Origin of the sequence: Acidiphilium sp. C61 (assembly GCF_905116885.1) — a bacterium.
Lineage (GTDB): Bacteria > Pseudomonadota > Alphaproteobacteria > Acetobacterales > Acetobacteraceae > Acidiphilium.
On record NZ_CAJHNI010000005.1, the window covers coordinates 181,274 to 199,278 of the forward strand.

Sequence of the window (18,005 nt, forward strand, 5' to 3'; positions counted from 1 at the left end):
GATGCGTTACCGGTAGGGCGCGTCGAGTTCGAGACGCTTGGCCAGCTCGCTTTCCCAGCGATCACCGTTCGCGAGCAGTCTTTCCTTGTCATACATCAGCTCCTCGCGCGTCTCGGTCGCGAATTCGAAATTCGGCCCTTCGACGATCGCATCGACCGGGCAGGCTTCCTCGCAGAGGCCGCAATAGATGCACTTGGTCATGTCGATGTCGTAGCGCGTGGTCCGACGCGAGCCGTCCTCGCGCGGTTCGGCTTCGATGGTAATGGCCTGCGCGGGGCAGACCGCCTCGCAAAGCTTGCAGGCGATGCAACGCTCCTCGCCGTTCGGATATCGCCGCAGCGCATGCTCGCCCTTGAAGCGCGGGCTGATCGCGTTCTTCTCGAACGGATAGTTCAACGTCGCCTTGCGGGTGAAGAAATACCGCAAGGTCAGACGCATGCCGGAAAGAATCTCCAGCAGGAGAAACCGGTGCGCGATGCGATCAAGTCTGGCCATTATCCAATCTCCCGGTCACGCATGCGGCAACCAGCCGAAAATTTCGAGGGCGCTCGCGGTCACCACCAGCCAGCACAGAGAGAACGGCAGGAACACTTTCCAGCCAAGCTGCATAAGCTGGTCGTAGCGGAACCGCGGCAGGGTCGCTCTTACCCAGAGGAACACGAACAGGCAGAGCATGACCTTGAGCAGAAACCAGATAGGCCCCGGAACCCAGGTAAAGGGCGCAACCGGGATCGGCGACAGCCAGCCACCAAGGAAGAAGATGGTCGTCATGCCGCTCATCAGGATCATGTTCGCGTATTCGCCGAGGAAGAACAGCGCAAAGCTCATCGCGCTATACTCGACGAAAAACCCGGCCACGATTTCGCTCTCGCCTTCCGGCAGATCGAAGGGCGCACGGTTCGTCTCGGCGAGGCCGGAGATGAAGAAGATCACGAACATCGGCAGCAATGGTATGGCGAACCAGACATGCCGCTGCGCCATCACGATGTCGTTCAGGTTCAGGCTGCCGACGCAGACCAGAACCGACAGGATCACGAGGCCGATCGAAACCTCGTAGCTCACCATCTGCGCCGCGCTGCGCATAGCGCCGAGAAACGCGAATTTCGAGTTGCTCGCCCAGCCCGCGATGATGACGCCGTAGACCCCGAGCGACGAAATCGCGAAAAGATAGAGCAGGCCGACATTGATGTTGGCGATTGCCCAGTGGTTATTCACCGGAATGACGGCCCAGGCGATGATCGCAAGCCCGAACGTGATCATCGGTGCGAACAGGAACAGCAGGCGGCTCGCGCCATCCGGAATGACCGTTTCCTTGAAGAGCATCTTGATCGCATCGGCGAAGGGCTGCCAGAGACCGAACGGGCCGACCACGTTCGGCCCCTTGCGCAGTTGCATGGCCGCCAGCACCTTGCGCTCGGCATAGGTGAGATAGGCAACGCCGATCAGAAGCGGCACCAGAAGGGCCAGCGCGCGCAGCAGCGTGATGACGAGAATGCCGAGATCGGTCGAGAAGAAACCCGCCTCCATCACGCTCACTCCGCCGCCATCTGGCGCGGGAGGACAATTTCCTCGATGCATTTCGCCATGGTCGGGCTCGCGCGGCTGATCGGATCGGTCTGGTAATAATTCGCGAAGGCGCGGCCAAACGGCGCATCGCTCACCAGAGCAGGATCGCCTCCCGGAGCAGCGTCGCCGCCATAACCAAGGCGCCGCAGCGCACCAGCCTCGCCGAGGGCAGGATGCGCCTCGACCATCCGGGCACGCAAGGCGTCGAGATCATCATAGGGCAACGGCCGGCCGAGTGCGGCACTCGCCGCGCGCAGGATCGCCCAGTCCTCCCGCGCCTCGCCGGGCGGGAAAATCGCCCGCAGCGCGCGCTGCGCCCTGCCCTCGGTGTTCACATACGTGCCAGGCTTCTCGGTATAGGCTGCTCCGGGCAGGATCACGTCGGCCCGCGCCGCACCACGATCGCCGTGATGGCCCTGATAGACCACAAACGTCTCCGCACCGATCTGCGAAACATCGAACTCGTCGGCGCCGAGCAGCCACAGCACATCGACACCACCGCCCATCATGCCGGCGATGTCCTTGCCCTTGCCCCCCGGCAGGAACCCGAGTTCCAGCGCGCCCATTCGTGAAGCGGCATTGTGCAGCACGTTGAAGCCGTGCCAGTCGGCGCTCAGCATCCCGGTCTGGCGTGCGATCTGCCAGCAGGATGCGAGCACTGAAGCTGCATCCGCCCTGGCAAAAGCCTGTGGGCCGACAATGAGCATCGGCCGCTTCGCTGCCGCCAGACGTTTCGTGAGGGGGTGCTCCGGGTCGAGCAGCGCCTTCAGCGCATCGCCCCCCTCGCCAAGGTGTTCATGATCATAGGTGAGATCGGCCGGCGCGCCGATCAGCCCGGCGACGAAACCGGGGGTTTCGACCCAGCGGCGCCGCAGCCGCGCGTTCAGCACCGGCGCTTCCTGGCGCGGATTGGCGCCGACGATCAACAGGGCATCAGCCTCGTCGATCCCCTCGATCGTCGTGTTGAAACGATAGAATGCCGGGTTCGAAACGTCGAACAACGCCCCATCCTGCCGGCAGTCGAGATTGGCGGAGCCGAGCGCGCCCATCAGATCCTTCAGCGCCATCATGCTCTCGGCTTCGCAGAGATTGCCCGCAATAGCGCCAATCCGGCTCCCGTCGGTTCCCTTGATCCGGCCGGCAATGGCGGCAAAGGCCTCATCCCAACTCGCCGGGCGCAGCTTGCCATCCTCACGCAGCCAGGGCCGATCGAGCCGGCGGCGCTTGAGGCCATCGATCGAGAAACGCCCCTTGTCGGCAAGCCATTCCTCGTTCACCGCGTCGTTCAGCCGGGGCAACACGCGCAGCACCTCGGCGCCACGGGAATCAATGCGGATATTGGTGCCGACAGCGTCGAACACGTCGATACTGTCGGTCTTGCGCAGCTCCCAGGTCCGGGCGGTGAACGCGTACGGCTTCGAAGTCAGCGCGCCAACCGGGCAGAGATCGATGATATTGCCCGAAAGTTCGGACGATAGCCCGCGTTCGACATAATTGGTGATTTCCATATGCTCGCCGCGCTGCACGGCGCCGAGTTCCGGCACGCCAGCGACCTCGGCCATGAACCTGACGCAGCGGGTGCAATGGATGCACCGCGTCATCACCGTCTTGACCAGCGGGCCGAGATATTTGTCGTTCACCGCGCGCTTGTTGCCATCATAGCGGGTGTGGTCGCGCCCATATCCGACGGCTTCGTCCTGCAGGTCGCACTCGCCGCCCTGATCGCAGATCGGGCAATCGAGAGGGTGGTTGATGAGCAGGAATTCCATCACCCCGCGGCGTGCCTGGCGGACCTTCTCGTTGTCGGTATGGATGACCATGCCCTCGCCCACCGGCTGCCCGCAGGAAGCGACCGGCTTCGGCATCTTCTCGATTTCCACGAGGCACATGCGACAGTTCCCGGCGATCGACAGGCGCTCATGGTAGCAGAAGCGCGGAATTTCCTTGCCGGCCTCCTCGCAGGCCTGCAGCACCGTGTATCCGTTCGGAACCTCGATCTCGACTCCGTCAACCGTGACTTTCGGCATCAGACCCGCACCCCGCCGGTGGCGCGCGCGGCGCCGTTGATCCCCTTGTGCCGCATCGTCCCCTCCGTCATTCCGCCGCGAGGCGCGCTGCCGTGCGTGCCTTGTACTCGGCGATGCGTTGCTCGACCATCGGCCGGAAATGCCGCAGCAGACCCTGGATCGGCCAGGCCGCCGCATCGCCAAGCGGGCAGATCGTATGACCCTCGACCTGTCTCGTGACCTGTTCGAGCAGGTCGATATCGGAGATCTCCGCCCGCCCCTCGACTAGCCGGTTCATCATCCGCATCATCCAGCCGGTACCCTCGCGGCAGGGCGTGCACTGGCCGCAACTCTCATGCTTGTAGAACGCCGCGAGCCGCGCGATCGCCCGGATCAGGTCGGTTGACTTGTCCATCACGATCACCGCCGCGGTGCCAAGCCCGGTACGCTGCTCGCGCAGGCTGTCATAATCCATCAGAACCGTATCGCAGACCGATTTCGGAATCATGTGCACCGAAGAACCGCCCGGGATCACCGCCTGCAGATTGTCCCAGCCACCGCGCACGCCGCCTGCATGTTTCTCGATCAGTTCGCGCAGCGGAATGCCAAGCTCCTCTTCCACATTGCACGGCCTGTTCACGTGGCCGGAAATGCAGAAGATCTTGGTGCCGGAGTTTTTCGGCCGGCCGAGTGCGGAGAACCAGGCGGCCCCCCGCCGCATGATGGTTGCGACCCCGGCAATGGTCTCGACATTGTTGACTGTGGTCGGGCAGCCATAAAGACCGAGTGCCGCCGGGAATGGCGGTTTCATCCGCGGCATGCCCTTCTTGCCTTCAATGCTCTCGATCAGCGCCGATTCCTCGCCGCAGATATAGGCCCCGGCGCCCCGATGCACGGTGATGTCGAAAGCCCAGCCCGAACCGCAGGCATCATCGCCGATCAGCCCGGCCTCACGCGCCTCGTCAACAGCGGCCTGTAAATTCCTGTATTCGTTATAATATTCGCCACGAACATAGATGAACGCACGATGCGCGCCCATGGCGAAGCCCGCGATTAGCGCGCCTTCCACCAATTTGTGGGGCTCATGGCGCAGAATATCGCGATCCTTGCAGGTGCCAGGTTCGCTTTCATCGGCATTGATGACCAGATAACTCGGACGTCCGCCGGTTTCCTTCGGCATGAACGACCATTTCATCCCCGTCGGGAAGCCCGCCCCCCCGCGCCCGCGCAAGCCGGAGGATTTGATTTCCTCGATGATCGCATCGCGCCCGCGGGCCAGAATATCCTTTGTGCCGTCCCAGTCGCCACGCGCGCGGGCGCCGGCAAGCTGCCAGTCATGCAAACCGTAGAGATTGGTGTAGATCCGGTCGCGATCGCTCAGCATGTCATTCCGCTCCGCTCTCTTGCTTGCCGCCCCCCACGTTGAACAGTGTGGTCGGGCCTCCCTCGGGGGCCGAGTTCTGCCGGCCGATCATCGAGCCGCGCGGCGGCACGTCCCCGGCGCGCAGTCGGGCGAGCAGATCCTCGGTGCGCGGACCATCAAGATCCTCGTAGACATCGTCATTCACCTGCACGACCGGCGCGTTGACGCAGCAGCCAAGGCATTCGACCTCCTCGATGCTGAACATCTCGCCATCCGCTTCGGCAGCCTTGCGACAGGAAGCCATCACCTCATCCGACCCACGCAGCCAGCATGGCGTCGTGGTGCAAACCTGAAGGTGATACCTGCCCACCGACTTGGTATGAAACATCGTGTAGAATGTCGCGACTTCGTAGACGCGCATCGATGGCATCGACAGCCGTCTGGCGATCACATCCATGGCCGTCCGCGGCACCCAGGCATGCCCCGTCTGCCGCGCCATCTGCCGCTGGGCAAGGTCAAGCAGCGGCATGACCGCGCTTGCCTGTTTTCCCTCCGGATATTTGGCGATGATCGAGGGGATCAGCGCCTCGCTCGTTTCATCGAAGCTGAAAGCGGGTTCGGCCATGTCGTTCATCTTTCAGCGATCCACTTCACCGAACACGATATCGATCGAGCCGAGCACGGCGATGGCATCGGCTAGAAGATGGCCCTTCGACATCAGGTTCATAGCCTGGAGATGCGAGAAGCCGGTCGCGCGGATCTTGCAGCGATAGGGCCGGTTGCTGCCGTCGGCGACGAGGTACACCCCAAACTCGCCCTTCGGCGCCTCAACCGCGGTGTAGGTTGTGCCGGCGGGCACATGATACCCCTCGGTGTAGAGCTTGAAGTGATGGATCAGCGCTTCCATCGAGCGTTTCATCTCGGCGCGTTTCGGCGGTGTGATCTTGTGATCCTGCACCTTGATCGGGCCCTCCGGCATCGCCTTGAGCGCCTGGCGGATAATTTTCAGGCTCTCCACCATCTCGCGGATCCGCACGAGGTAGCGATCGAATGAATCGCCATGCCGCCCAACCGGAATGTCGAAATCAACCTCGTCATACTTGTCATAAGGCTGCGCCCGCCGCAGATCCCAAGCGACACCCGAGGCGCGCAGATTGGGGCCGGAGAACCCCATCGCCAATGCGTCTTCGGCCGAGATCACCCCGATATCGACAAGGCGCTGGCGGAAAATCCGGTTGTCATTCAGCAGGTTCTGCAGATCGTCGAGGAATTTCGGGAACCGCTCGCTCCATTCCCAGATCTGATCGGCCAGACCCGCAGGCATATCCTTCGAAACCCCGCCGGGGCGGAAATAATTCGCGTGGAAGCGCGCGCCCGACACAGCCTCGTGGAAGGTCAGCAGCTTCTCCCGCTCTTCATACCCCCAAAGGCTCGGAGATTGTGCGCCGATATCCAGCGCCAGATGAACAGCATTCAGCAAATGATTGAGGATGCGGGTAATTTCGGCAAACAGAACGCGGATCCACTGCGCCCGTTCAGGCGCTGTCACGCCGAGCAGCCGCTCGGTCGCCAGGGCGAAGGCATGCTCGCAGCACATCGGGCTGACGTAATCGAGCCGGTCGAAATACGGCACCGCCTGAAGATAGGATTTGTACTCGATCAGCTTCTCGGTCCCGCGGTGCAGCAGGCCAATATGCGGATCGGCGCGCGTCACCGTCTCGCCTTCAAGCTCCATGATCAGGCGCAGCACGCCGTGTGTCGCCGGATGCTGGGGGCCGACATTGACCGTATGACGGTCGTTGATGTCGATCACGCGGCGCTCGGTCTCCTGCGCGCCATTCTGCATCGCACTGCTCATGTGCCTGCCCCCCCGCGAGTCGCCTTCTCATCGCCGGGAAGCGTGTTCATCGCTTCCCACGGCGACAGGAAATCGAAATTCCGGAATTCCTGCGTCAGCGCGACCTTGTCATACACCACCCGCTTCTGTTCCTCGTCGTAGCGGAGTTCGACATGGCCGGTGAGCGGGAAGTCCTTGCGCATCGGGTGCCCCTCGAACCCGTTATCGGTCAGGATCCGCCGATGATCCACAAGCCCGTCGAAGCTCACGCCGAACAAATCGAAGACCTCGCGCTCCCACCACGTCACGCCAGGCCAGATCTCGCTGACGCTCGGCACCGGCGTTGTTTCATTGGTGGTCACGATCACGCGCAGCCGGTCATTCCGGCTAACCGACAGAAGATTGTAGACGACATCGAACCGCTCGGCCCGCTCAGGCCAATCGACACCGCACACGTCCATGCATTGTTCGAAGGCGAAGTGCGGATCGTCACGGAGCGCGCGCATGACTGAGGCAAGCGACTCGCGCACCACCGAAATGATGCGTTCATCACGCTCCAGCGTGACATGCGTTACGCCGGTGATCCCGCGAAGCCGGTCGCCGAAAATATCCTCTAGCGCCTCCGGAGCCGGCGCCTCGGTCTGGTTCTCTTCACTCACGGAAAATCGTCCCCGTCCGGCGAATTTTCTTCTGCAACTGGGTGATCCCGTACACCAGCGCCTCTGCCGTGGGCGGGCAGCCCGGCACGTAGATATCCACCGGGACAATCCGGTCGCAGCCACGCACGACCGAATAGGAATAATGATAATAGCCGCCGCCATTGGCGCAGCTGCCCATCGAGATCACCCAGCGCGGCTCGGGCATCTGGTCGTAGACCTTGCGCAGGGCCGGCGCCATCTTGTTGGTCAGTGTCCCGGCGACGATCATCACATCGCTCTGGCGCGGGGAATTGCGCGGGATGATGCCAAAACGGTCGAGATCCCAGCGCGGCATGTAAGCGTGGATCATCTCGACGGCGCAGCAGGCGAGGCCGAAGGTCATCGGCCACAAGCTGCCGGTTCGGGCCCAGTTCACCAGCCGATCGAGATTGGCCACGACAAATCCCTTGCCGGCGATTTCACCCGTGATGCTGCGGACCACCGCATCCTGATCGGCTCCAGGATCCAGGTGCTCACGATTCCAGGCAATGTCGGGTTGTTGCACGGCGTTCATGTCATGCCTTCCGCTTGGGCCAATTGCGGCCGGTTTATCACTCGTCTCATCCGGGTCAGGCACAGGCAGGGCAAGACTATTCCCAGTCAAGCGCTCCCTTGCGCCATTCATAGATAAACCCGATCGCCAGAATTGCCAGAAACCCCATCATCGACCAGAACCCCAGCGCGCCGATCCGCGACAGGCTCACAGCCCAGGGAAACAGGAACGCGATCTCGACGTCGAAGATGATGAAGAGAATTGCCACGAGGTAATACCGGACATCGAACTTGCGACGCGCATCGCTGAATGGAGCGAAGCCACATTCATACGCGGACAGCTTTTCGCCGTAGGGATTCTGTCTCGCAACAAGAAGCGAGCCGACAACGAAAGCGCCGCCAAGAAGACCTGCAATGCCGAGAAAAACCAGTATGGGGAAGTAGACCGACAGATCCGCATGCATCGCGATTGTCCCCTGCATATCCAGTATCAATGGTCAGGTTGCGGTGAACCGCAAGCCAGACCGTCGCAGGCAAGACACGCCAGAGCAACCCGAATATCTCAGGCTGTTACAGGGCATGTCCTCCTTATTTATTGTCTATCCACGTTGCCTGAAGAAAGGCAAAGTGGCGCGAGTGACGGGGCTCGAACCCGCGACCTCCGGCGTGACAGGCCGGCGCTCTAACCAACTGAGCTACACCCGCGTTGTGAGACGTTCCGTATAGCGACGGCCGATGCGCGTCAAGCTCTGGTCGCGAGGTTGTCCCGTGCGCAATCGGGGGACAAACCACTCTCGGGTCATGTCACCACCACCAGATCCCACGGCAAAGGCACAAACCTCCAGCCAAATCCGGCAAACATGGCCCAGCACGGGGCTCCACCCCTTTTCGAGAGTGCGACGACACGGCGTTTTCCTGTTTTCGGAGCCATTTACGCGACACTGCTATGCGCTGAGATGAAAGACGCCAGCTGCATAGAACCCGAATCGTATCGATTCGCTCAGGTTGTGCCGCAAAAGGGAAAGGGGACAGTTATGAATGGGCGGTGACGGGATCGAACCGCCGACCCTCTCGGTGTAAACGAGACGCTCTACCTCTGAGCTAACCGCCCGGAGCGGCGCCCTGCCAGTCAGCTGGCAGGGGCTTTGCAATCAATACAGGCCGACTTGGGGATCGACCAGTTTCAGTGTCAGTTCACGGCATCCTTCAGAGTCTTGCCCGGCTTGAACTTGACCGAGGTCGACGCCGCGATCTGGATTTCTTCCCCAGTGCGCGGATTGCGACCTGTCGCCGCCTTCCGTTCAGCCGTGCCGAACGTGCCGAAACCGACCAGGCGGACTTCTTCCTTGCGCTTCAGCGCATCCTCAATGGCAGCAAACACCGCATCCACCACTTCGGTGGCCTTGGCTTTCGTAAGGTCGGTCTTCTCCGCAACGTCTGCGACGAGGTCCATTTTGTTCACGGGTCAGTCTCCCAGTTGGTTTAAACGGAAGTGGCGGTCAAAAAACGAATCGGCTTCCGGCCACGCATTCCGCCGAACGCCGCACACTAAAGGGGCCGGTTTCCCTGCGTCAACGAAGACGAATGGAAACCGGCCGCAAAAAACACGCGATAGGCTAGTGAGGCAGGACTGCACCAGTGGTTGCACCGGGTTGAGCCGGCGCAACCGGCTCAACCGGTTCCGCCCACTCGATCGGCTCAGGTTTGCGCACCAGCGCCTGGGCGATGACCTCGTCAACATGCGAAACCGCGATGATCTTCAGCGATTTCTTCACGTTTTCAGGGATATCCGCGAGATCCTTCTGATTGTCCTTGGGGATCAGCACCGTGGTGATGCCGGCCCTGAGAGCAGCCAGCAGCTTCTCCTTCAGCCCTCCGATCGGCAGAACCCGTCCGCGTAACGTGATCTCGCCGGTCATGGCGATGTCCTTGCGCACAGGGATGCCGGTAAGCACTGAAACGATCGAAGTCGCCATCGCGATACCCGCCGAAGGGCCATCCTTTGGCGTCGCGCCTTCGGGAACATGGACGTGAATGTCACGTTTCTCGAAGATCGGCGGTTTGATTCCAAAGCTGATGGCCCGCGAACGAATGTAGGAGATCGCCGCAGACACGCTCTCCTGCATCACATCGCCAAGTTTGCCGGTCTGCTTGACGTTTCCCTTGCCCGGCAGCAGCACGCTTTCGATCGTCAAAATCTCGCCGCCGACTTCGGTCCACGCCAGACCGGTGACCACACCGACCATATCTTCGGCCTCGGTCTCGCCATAATGGAACCGCGGGACGCCGGCGAATTTTTCGAGATTCTTCCGGGTAACCGCAACCTTCGTCACTTTCTTTGTAACGATGTCCTTCACCGCCTTGCGGGCGAGATTGGCTATCTCGCGCTCGAGGTTACGAACCCCGGCCTCACGGGTGTAGGTGCGGATAAGTTCGCGGATCGCATCGTCCGAAACGCTCCACTCGCCGGCCTTGAGACCATGTGCTTCGGCCTGTTTCCCGATCAGGTGCCGCTTCGAGATCTCAACCTTCTCGTCCTCGGTATATCCGGGGATACGGATGATCTCCATACGGTCGAGCAACGGCTGCGGCATCCGCAGCGAGTTCGCGGTGGTCACGAACATCACGTCCGAAAGATCGTAATCGACCTCAAGATAATGGTCGTTGAAGGACGCGTTCTGTTCCGGATCAAGCACTTCGAGCAGGGCCGAGGTCGGGTCGCCACGCCAGTCAGCACCGAGCTTGTCGATCTCGTCGAGCAGGAATAGCGGGTTCGACGTCTTCGCTTTCTTCATCCCCTGGATGACCTTGCCCGGCATCGAGCCGATATAGGTCCGGCGATGGCCGCGGATTTCCGCCTCGTCCCGCATGCCGCCGAGCGACATCCTGACAAAGTTGCGTCCCGTTGCCTTGGCGATCGACTTGCCGAGCGACGTCTTGCCAACGCCGGGCGGCCCTACAAGGCAGAGAATCGGCCCCCGGAGTTTCGGGCTGCGCGACTGCACCGCCAGGTATTCCAGAATCCGCTCCTTGACCTTGTCGAGGCCATAATGATCGGCATCGAGGATGCGTTCTGCCTCGATCACGTCGTTCTTGATCTTGGCGCGCTTCTTCCAGGGAATGCCCAGCAGCCAGTCGAGATAATTGCGTACCACCGTCGCTTCGGCGCTCATCGGGCTCATGGTCCGCAGCTTCTTCAGCTCGGCCATCGCCTTGTCGCGCGCTTCCTTCGAGAGCTTGGTGGTCCGGATCTTTTCCTCGAGTTCGGCGGTCTCGTCCTTGCCTTCGTCGCCCTCGCCAAGCTCCTTCTGGATCGCCTTGAGCTGCTCGTTGAGATAATACTCCCGCTGCGTCTTCTCCATCTGCCGCTTCACGCGGTTGCGAATCCGCTTCTCCACCTGGAGTACGCCGATTTCGGATTCCATGTGAGCGAACACACGCTCCAGCCGTTCCGCCACGGAGCCGGTCTCAAGCAATTCCTGCTTGTCGGCGATTTTCAGCCCGAGATGGCTTGCAATCGTATCGGCGAGTTTCGACGGATCGTCGATCTGGTTAATGGAAACAAGGACTTCCGGCGCAATCTTCTTGTTCAGCTTGATATATTGCTCGAACTGAGAGACCACCCCGCGGGCCAGACCCTCGAGTTCCTTGCCGCCGATGACGACTTCATCGAGCGGCTCTGCGGTAACTTCGAAATGGCTGTCCACCTCGTGGAACTTGGTAATCCGGGCCCGGCGCACGCCTTCCACGAGCACCTTGACGGTGCCATCCGGAAGCCTCAGCAATTGCAGCACCGTCGAGATCGTCCCGACTTCGTAAATGTCACCTGGAGCCGGGTCATCCTGCTGGGCGTTCTTTTGTGCCACCAGCAGAATCTGTTTGTCTTCCTTCATCACCCCTTCGAGTGCGCGAACCGATTTTTCGCGGCCTACGAAGAGCGGCACGATCATGTGCGGAAACACGACGATGTCCCGCAGGGGAAGCACGGCCAGCCGCTCACCTTCGAGCGGCGCCTTCACAAGGGCGGCTTTGGTCTTTTTGGGATCGGTCTCTGACATCAGACTACCTTTCGATAAGCGGCGCGCTCTGCCCTGAATCGGCACAGTGCGCGGTGCCGGGCGATCCGGCCACAGGAGAGATATTGTGCCACATCGAGACAGCCGCAATGCCCCGGCACATTGCGGGTCTCACAAGAGCCGAACCCAACGGATCGGCCCGCTCAGGAACCTGTTTCAGCGCGTTCCTTGCCATGCAGAAACAGCGGGTTGGCCCGTCCCTCGGCGACTTCGCCGTTTATGACCACCTCTTCCACGGAATCGAGTCCCGGGAGATCGAACATGGTCTCAAGCAGGATGCTTTCCATGATCGATCGCAAGCCGCGCGCACCGGTCTTGCGCTGGATTGCGCGTGACGCGACCACTTTCAGAGCATCTTCCGTGAAGTTCAGCTTCACCCCTTCCATCTCGAACAGGCGGCCATATTGCTTCACGAGCGCATTTTTCGGCTTGGTGAGGATCTCGATCAACGCTGCTTCGTCGAGATCTTCCAAAGTGGCAACAACCGGGAGACGTCCGATGAATTCCGGGATCAGGCCGAATTTCAGCAGGTCCTCAGGTTCTACCTCGCGCAGGATGGCACCAGTGCGTTGTTCCGTAGGATCGCGCACATCGGCACCGAACCCGATGCCGGACCCCTTGCCCCGCTGGGCGATGATCTTTTCCAGCCCGGCAAACGCGCCGCCGCAGATGAACAGGATATTGGTCGTGTCGACCTGCAGGAATTCCTGCTGCGGATGCTTCCGCCCACCCTGCGGCGGCACCGAAGCAACGGTGCCTTCCATGATCTTGAGCAGCGCCTGCTGCACGCCCTCACCCGAAACATCGCGGGTAATCGAGGGATTATCGGATTTGCGGCTGATCTTGTCGACTTCATCGATGTAGACGATGCCGCGCTGCGCACGCTCGACGTTGTAATCAGCGGCCTGCAGCAGTTTCAGGATGATGTTCTCGACATCCTCGCCCACATAGCCGGCCTCGGTCAGCGTCGTTGCGTCCGCCATGGTGAACGGCACATCGAGAATCCGGGCCAGGGTCTGCGCAAGCAGTGTCTTGCCGGAGCCGGTCGGGCCAACCAGCATGATGTTGGATTTCGCGATCTCGATATCGTTGTTCTTCTGCGCGTGCGCGAGTCGCTTGTAGTGGTTGTGCACCGCGACGCTCAGGATACGTTTGGCGTGTTCCTGCCCGATCACGTAATCGTCGAGCACCTTGCAGATTTCGCGCGGTGTCGGCACGCCATCGCGTGTTTTCACGAGGTGCGTCCGGTTGTCCTCGCGAATGATATCCATACAAAGTTCAACGCATTCATTACAAATGAATACGGTCGGCCCTGCGATAAGTTTCACAACCTCGTGCTGCGATTTGCCGCAGAACGAGCAATACAGGGTGTTCTTCGAGTCTCCGGACTTCGTGCTCATCTATGCTCCAGCAGCGCCGGCAAGAAGACCGGCGCATCGATCAAGGGACTGAGACTAGACCTCAAGTCCCGCCGGCACAAGCATTGCGACGCCGCGCCACCGCGGACGGCTGCCGGGCGGCGCGGCGATGCTTTATTTCGTATCCTTCGCCGGCTGCTTCGTCACAACCTCATCGATCAGGCCGAACGTCTTTGCCTCGTCGGCCGACATGAACCTGTCGCGTTCCAGCGCCTGCTCGATCGCTTCGAGCGTCTGCCCGGTATGAGTGACATAGATATCGTTGAGACGGCGGCGCAGGGTAAGTATCTCGCGTGCCTGGATCTCGATATCGGCGGCCTGGCCCTGCGCACCGCCCGAGGGCTGATGCACCATGACCCGCGAATTCGGCAGCGCGAAGCGCTTGCCCTTTTCGCCCGCCGCCAGAAGCAGACTGCCCATCGAAGCTGCCTGCCCGATGCACACCGTCGAGACGGGCGACTTGATATATTGCATCGTATCGTAGATCGCGAGGCCGGCCGAAACAACGCCGCCCGGGCTATTGATATAGAAGGAAATTTCCTTTGACGGGTTCTCGCTCTCCAGGAACAGCAACTGTGCTGCGATCAGCGAGCCGACCTGGTCATAGACCGGGCCGGTGAGAAAGATGATCCGCTCCTTCAGCAGTCGCGAATAGATATCGTAAGCGCGCTCGCCTCTGGCGGTCTGCTCGACCACCATGGGCACAAGGCTGTTCATGTAGATCTCGGTGGGGTCGCGATCCATCGGCATCTGTCTCCAAGTCGGGGCCGGACGCACCGCACCCGCATGAAATCGTGTCCTGCCGGGAGCGACGGCCGCCGAATCACGGCCGGCGTCGCCCCCTCAGCCTTTTAAGATGAGCCGGGAACAGGGTTACGTCCACCCCCGGGGAGAAAAGAAGCTCAGTCGTCGGAGTCGGCGAACAATGCCTCGACGGTAACCTCTTCATCCGCGACCGTGGCAAGCTCGAGTGCGTAGTCCACCACCTTGTCCTCGAAGATCGGGCCGCGCAGGCGGTCGAGTGCTCCGGGGTTCTTCTGGTAGAACTCCATGATCATCTTTTCCTGGCCGGGGAAGCGCTGCATTTCGGCCATCATCGCGCGGCGCATGTCCTGCTCGGTGATCTGCACGTTGTTGGTGCGGCCGATCTCGGCAACCAGCAGGCCGAGACGCACGCGGCGTTCCGCAATCGCGCGATAATCAGCGCGGAGTGTCTCTTCGTCCTTCGCCGCGTCTTCCTCATCAAGACGACCGGCCTGCTTCTCTGCCTCGACCTGGCGCCAGATCTCGGCAAACTCGGCATCGACCAGGGAGGCCGGCGCCGGGAAATCGGCCTGCTCAGCCAGCTTGTCGAGCAGCGCGCGCTTGACCTTCAGCCGCGAGGCGCCGGCGCGGGACTGTTCCAGCCGGTCGGCGAAGAACTTGCGGAACTCGGCGAGATTCTCGAAGCCGTTGGTCTCGGCGAACGCGTCGTCGATCACCGGCGCCACGCGGCGCTTCAGCGCCTTGGCGGTAATATCGAACGTCGCTTCCTTCCCGGCGAGTTCAGCGGCGTGGTACTGCTCGGGGAAGGTCACGGTGATGACCCTGGTCTCGCCGACCTTCATGCCTTCCATCTGCTCGGCAAAGCCGGGGATGAAGCCCGAGCCGCCCAGTTCGATATCGGTGTCGGTGCCGGCGCCGCCATCGAAGGGCACGCCGTCGCGCTTGCCGAGGAAGTCGACCATGAGAATGTCGCCGGTCGCGGCCGGCCGGTCTTCAGTGACCACCTCGGCCTCGGCACGCTGTTCGGAGAAACGGGCAATCGCCTCGTCGATCTCGGCCTCGGTCACCGGCGCCTTCGGCCGGGTCAGGCTGATCGCCTTCAGATCGGGGATCGTCACCTCGGGCAGCACTTCGAGCTCGACAGTGAATTCGAGGTCGGAACCGGGATCGGCGCGAACCACCTCGACCTTCGGCTGCACCGCGGGGCGCAGGCTGCGGTCGTTGATCATCCGCTCGGTCGCTTCGTTCACCGAAGCTTCCATCACCTCGGCGGCCACCGCGTCGCCGAAGCGCTTGCGCACCATCGACAGCGGCACCTTGCCCGGGCGGAAGCCCGGCATCTGCATCGTCTTCGACAGCTCGGCGAGGCGCTTCTCGCGCTTCTCGTCAAGATCGCTGCCCGGCACGACGACGGTAAAGCCGCGCTTCAGCCCCTCGGTGAGGGTTTCGGTAACCTGCATGTCCAAACCAATCCTTACGTTACGCCATTTCCCACGCGCCGTGCGGGCACGGCAGATCAACCCCGTCTGCGGGCGGAGGGACTTGAACCCCCACGGCTCGCGCCACCAGAACCTAAATCTGGCGTGTCTACCAGTTCCACCACGCCCGCCCGAACCGGACCAAGCAGGCCATGCGCGTTCGATACCGCGTATGGCCGATCGGCGCGGACTAGCGCGCTTTGCCGTCCGCGACAAGCGAGAACGGCAAACTGCGTGCGCGTCCGCGGCTCAGAAGCGCCAGCGCAGCCCGGCGCTGACCATCCGCTGCTCTCCGGCACGCCGCGCGAAAGTCGTCGCAAGGTCGACCGTCGCCGAAAGCTGGCCTGCAAGCCGCGCTGTGACACCGGCATCCGCCACGCCCCACATCGTCGACAGCTGCGGATAGGTCGTGGTCAGGCCGACCAGCGGCTCGTCGGTGAAAACGCTGGCGAACTGGCCCGGAGCGCCGCCGATCGAGGCCTGCATCCCGAGCGAGCCATGCGGGCGAATCGCGAAGCCGCCCAGCCTGACCTGCGCCGAAGCGGCAAATCCGGCGTCGAACAGCACGCGCCCGAAATCCTGGCCGCCCACCGCCATGGTCAGCGCCGGGTCACCCTGTTCGCTATACGGGTCGACATGCGCGTCTGTCGCATCGATCCCTACGGTCGGGCCGAATTCAACGACACCGCGATGCAACACATAGCCGGCCTGCACGGTAGCACCCAGCGTATGGCCTCGTGGCGAGGCGGTGATCGGCGCCAGCACGCCTGGCCGGCTGATCCGGCCAAACCGGTCGATGCCGTAATCGACCTGCGCATCGAGATAGAGGTGCCGGCTATGCGCAGCGAGATAGGCTGCAAACTGGTAGGCATCGGCATTCAACCGCGCTCCCTCATTCACCGTCGCACTTTCGCGCGAATACCCGATCGCGATGCCGGCGGTGAGGTGGGGGGTGAAGCGGTAATCCGCGCCGGCAGTCACAGTGCCGATCTGGTCGTGAAAGCCGAGGCTGCCTGGTGCCGCCGCCCGGGCGCCGAACCCGTAGCCACCGGCGACGAAAACCGACAGCGCGTGACCGTTGCCCGGCAGTTCCATCGGGCCGGTATCGCCCGCCGCCGCATCCGCCAGCATCGGCGCGCCGGCAAGATCGACCGTCAGCCCCCCGGCACCGTGACGCAGCGCCTCCATCCTGGTGCTGATCGTCTGCGCGAAGGCCGCGGCGCCGGCATCCAGCAGGCGCGCCGGCACCGACAGCGACTGGAAGCCGTTCAACGCGCTGGCGACATAGGCCGCGATCACCTGGTGCCCGTGCGTGGTCGGGTGCACGTTCCACCAAAGATACTGGTTCTGCACCGAGGCTGGCGCAAAGGCGCAGGCCGAACTGGCCGAGGCGAAGCAGGCGTCGGTTACGTTGGTGAAGCCATAGGCCGCAGGATTGGCGCTGATCTCGGAGAAGATCTGCTGCTGGTTGATCAGCAGGATGTTGATCCCGAGTGAGGCATGCATCTGCCCGGCGAGGGTCGCAAGCCCCGCATTATGCGCCGCGATGATCTGGTCGCCGAGCGCAACAAGCTGCGGCGTGCCGTTCACCGTCGGCACATTGCCGAAGGGCACGAGATTTTGCAGCACGATCTGCCGCGCCCCCAGCGCGGCCACCTGCTGAATTGCCTGTCCGGTCTGGGCAAGTACGGTACTCACGTTCTGGCCGACGATCTGCTGCGCTTGGGCAGGGGCAGCGCCCACCAGCGCCTCCGTTGCGAAATAATTGTTTCCGCCGATCCAGATCCCCACCACGTCGGCCGGCGCGAAACGCCCGCCCGATGCGGCAAAACTCTGGATTTCCTGCAATTCGTTGGGCAGGCCGGGCAGCAATGTCGTCGGGAAATTGGCGAGATTGTTGTAGGTCACGCCATTGGCCACAAGCGGCCCGGCGAAGGCGCCACCCACCGCATAGTCGTTCGAGGGTTTGAAGTTCAACCCGGTCAGCCCCGGCAGATACTCCGCCCAGACCGGCCCGTTCGAAAACCGGAAACCGACATAGGGCGGCGGCGGATAGGGAACGCCGGTCAGGCGTGGAATATTGCCATTGTCGCTCAGACTGTCGCCAAACACGTACAGACTGCCTGGCGCCTGCGCCCTCGCTGGCGCAAGCCCCGTGAACGCGGCCACGATTGCGCCAATCGCCAGTCTTCGAAAGGATATCTCGAAGGTCATCTCGCTCCCCTTTGTTTATCCCGCATCCGGCTGCTTCAAGCCGATTTGGACAGGACATTTCCCATTACGGAGCAATTATGTCGCAGTCGAAA

At 62.0% G+C, this 18,005-nt stretch carries 15 protein-coding genes and 3 tRNA genes; all 18 read right to left on the reverse strand.

The annotated features are described in order from the left end of the window. Positions 1–6 precede the first annotated feature (6 nt). A complete protein-coding gene (gene nuoI, locus HUW10_RS03770; RefSeq protein WP_174502280.1) occupies positions 7–495 on the reverse strand; it encodes an NADH-quinone oxidoreductase subunit NuoI in 489 nt (162 codons plus the stop codon). 15 nt (positions 496–510) lie between these two features. Beyond that, positions 511–1,527 carry an NADH-quinone oxidoreductase subunit NuoH gene (gene nuoH, locus HUW10_RS03775; protein ID WP_174504739.1) on the reverse strand — a complete coding sequence of 339 codons (1,017 nt, stop codon included), beginning with the start codon at positions 1,525–1,527 and terminating at the stop codon, positions 511–513. Between the two features lie 5 nt (positions 1,528–1,532). Further along, a complete protein-coding gene (gene nuoG, locus HUW10_RS03780) occupies positions 1,533–3,593 on the reverse strand; it encodes an NADH-quinone oxidoreductase subunit NuoG (protein WP_174502281.1) in 2,061 nt (686 codons plus the stop codon). Positions 3,594–3,660: 67 nt separating this feature from the next. Continuing rightward, positions 3,661–4,956 carry an NADH-quinone oxidoreductase subunit NuoF gene (gene nuoF / locus HUW10_RS03785; protein ID WP_174502282.1) on the reverse strand — a complete coding sequence of 432 codons (1,296 nt, stop codon included), beginning with the start codon at positions 4,954–4,956 and terminating at the stop codon, positions 3,661–3,663. Between the two features lies 1 nt (position 4,957). After that, entirely contained in the window at positions 4,958–5,569 is a 612-nt protein-coding gene (locus HUW10_RS03790) for an NAD(P)H-dependent oxidoreductase subunit E (RefSeq protein WP_174502283.1), read from the reverse strand. Positions 5,570–5,572: 3 nt separating this feature from the next. Further along, a complete protein-coding gene (locus tag HUW10_RS03795; RefSeq protein WP_174502284.1) occupies positions 5,573–6,793 on the reverse strand; it encodes an NADH-quinone oxidoreductase subunit D in 1,221 nt (406 codons plus the stop codon). Further along, complete coding sequence (locus tag HUW10_RS03800) at positions 6,790–7,431, reverse strand: NADH-quinone oxidoreductase subunit C (RefSeq protein ID WP_174502285.1); 642 nt, start codon at positions 7,429–7,431, stop codon at positions 6,790–6,792. Before HUW10_RS03800 ends, HUW10_RS03795 begins: the two co-directional genes overlap by 4 nt. After that, complete coding sequence (locus HUW10_RS03805) at positions 7,424–7,984, reverse strand: NADH-quinone oxidoreductase subunit B family protein (RefSeq protein ID WP_174504740.1); 561 nt, start codon at positions 7,982–7,984, stop codon at positions 7,424–7,426. Before HUW10_RS03805 ends, HUW10_RS03800 begins: the two co-directional genes overlap by 8 nt. 76 nt (positions 7,985–8,060) lie before the next feature. Next, entirely contained in the window at positions 8,061–8,426 is a 366-nt protein-coding gene (locus tag HUW10_RS03810; RefSeq protein ID WP_174504741.1) for an NADH-quinone oxidoreductase subunit A, read from the reverse strand. A gap of 164 nt (positions 8,427–8,590) precedes the next feature. After that, positions 8,591–8,667, reverse strand: a tRNA-Asp gene (locus HUW10_RS03815). A 334-nt stretch (positions 8,668–9,001) separates the two neighbouring features. Continuing rightward, a tRNA-Val gene (locus tag HUW10_RS03820) sits at positions 9,002–9,073 on the reverse strand. A gap of 78 nt (positions 9,074–9,151) precedes the next feature. After that, positions 9,152–9,415, reverse strand: a complete 264-nt coding sequence (locus HUW10_RS03825) for an HU family DNA-binding protein (RefSeq protein WP_283770803.1) — start codon at positions 9,413–9,415, stop codon at positions 9,152–9,154. Between the two features lie 163 nt (positions 9,416–9,578). Beyond that, complete coding sequence (gene lon / locus HUW10_RS03830) at positions 9,579–12,020, reverse strand: endopeptidase La (protein ID WP_174502287.1); 2,442 nt, start codon at positions 12,018–12,020, stop codon at positions 9,579–9,581. A 161-nt stretch (positions 12,021–12,181) separates the two neighbouring features. Then, positions 12,182–13,438: an ATP-dependent Clp protease ATP-binding subunit ClpX gene (clpX, locus tag HUW10_RS03835; RefSeq protein ID WP_174502288.1), complete on the reverse strand. Its 1,257-nt coding sequence runs from the start codon at positions 13,436–13,438 to the stop codon at positions 12,182–12,184. Between the two features lie 132 nt (positions 13,439–13,570). Then, positions 13,571–14,200 carry an ATP-dependent Clp endopeptidase proteolytic subunit ClpP gene (gene clpP, locus HUW10_RS03840; RefSeq protein ID WP_174502289.1) on the reverse strand — a complete coding sequence of 210 codons (630 nt, stop codon included), beginning with the start codon at positions 14,198–14,200 and terminating at the stop codon, positions 13,571–13,573. A 158-nt stretch (positions 14,201–14,358) separates the two neighbouring features. Further along, positions 14,359–15,681 (reverse strand): trigger factor, encoded by a 1,323-nt coding sequence (gene tig, locus HUW10_RS03845; protein WP_174502290.1) that lies wholly within the window; start codon positions 15,679–15,681, stop codon positions 14,359–14,361. Positions 15,682–15,748: 67 nt separating this feature from the next. Then, positions 15,749–15,830, reverse strand: a tRNA-Leu gene (locus HUW10_RS03850). A 118-nt stretch (positions 15,831–15,948) separates the two neighbouring features. Beyond that, on the reverse strand, positions 15,949–17,811 hold the full coding sequence (locus tag HUW10_RS03855) for an autotransporter domain-containing protein (protein ID WP_236656192.1): 1,863 nt from the start codon (positions 17,809–17,811) through the stop codon (positions 15,949–15,951). Between the last annotated feature and the right edge of the window lie 194 nt (positions 17,812–18,005).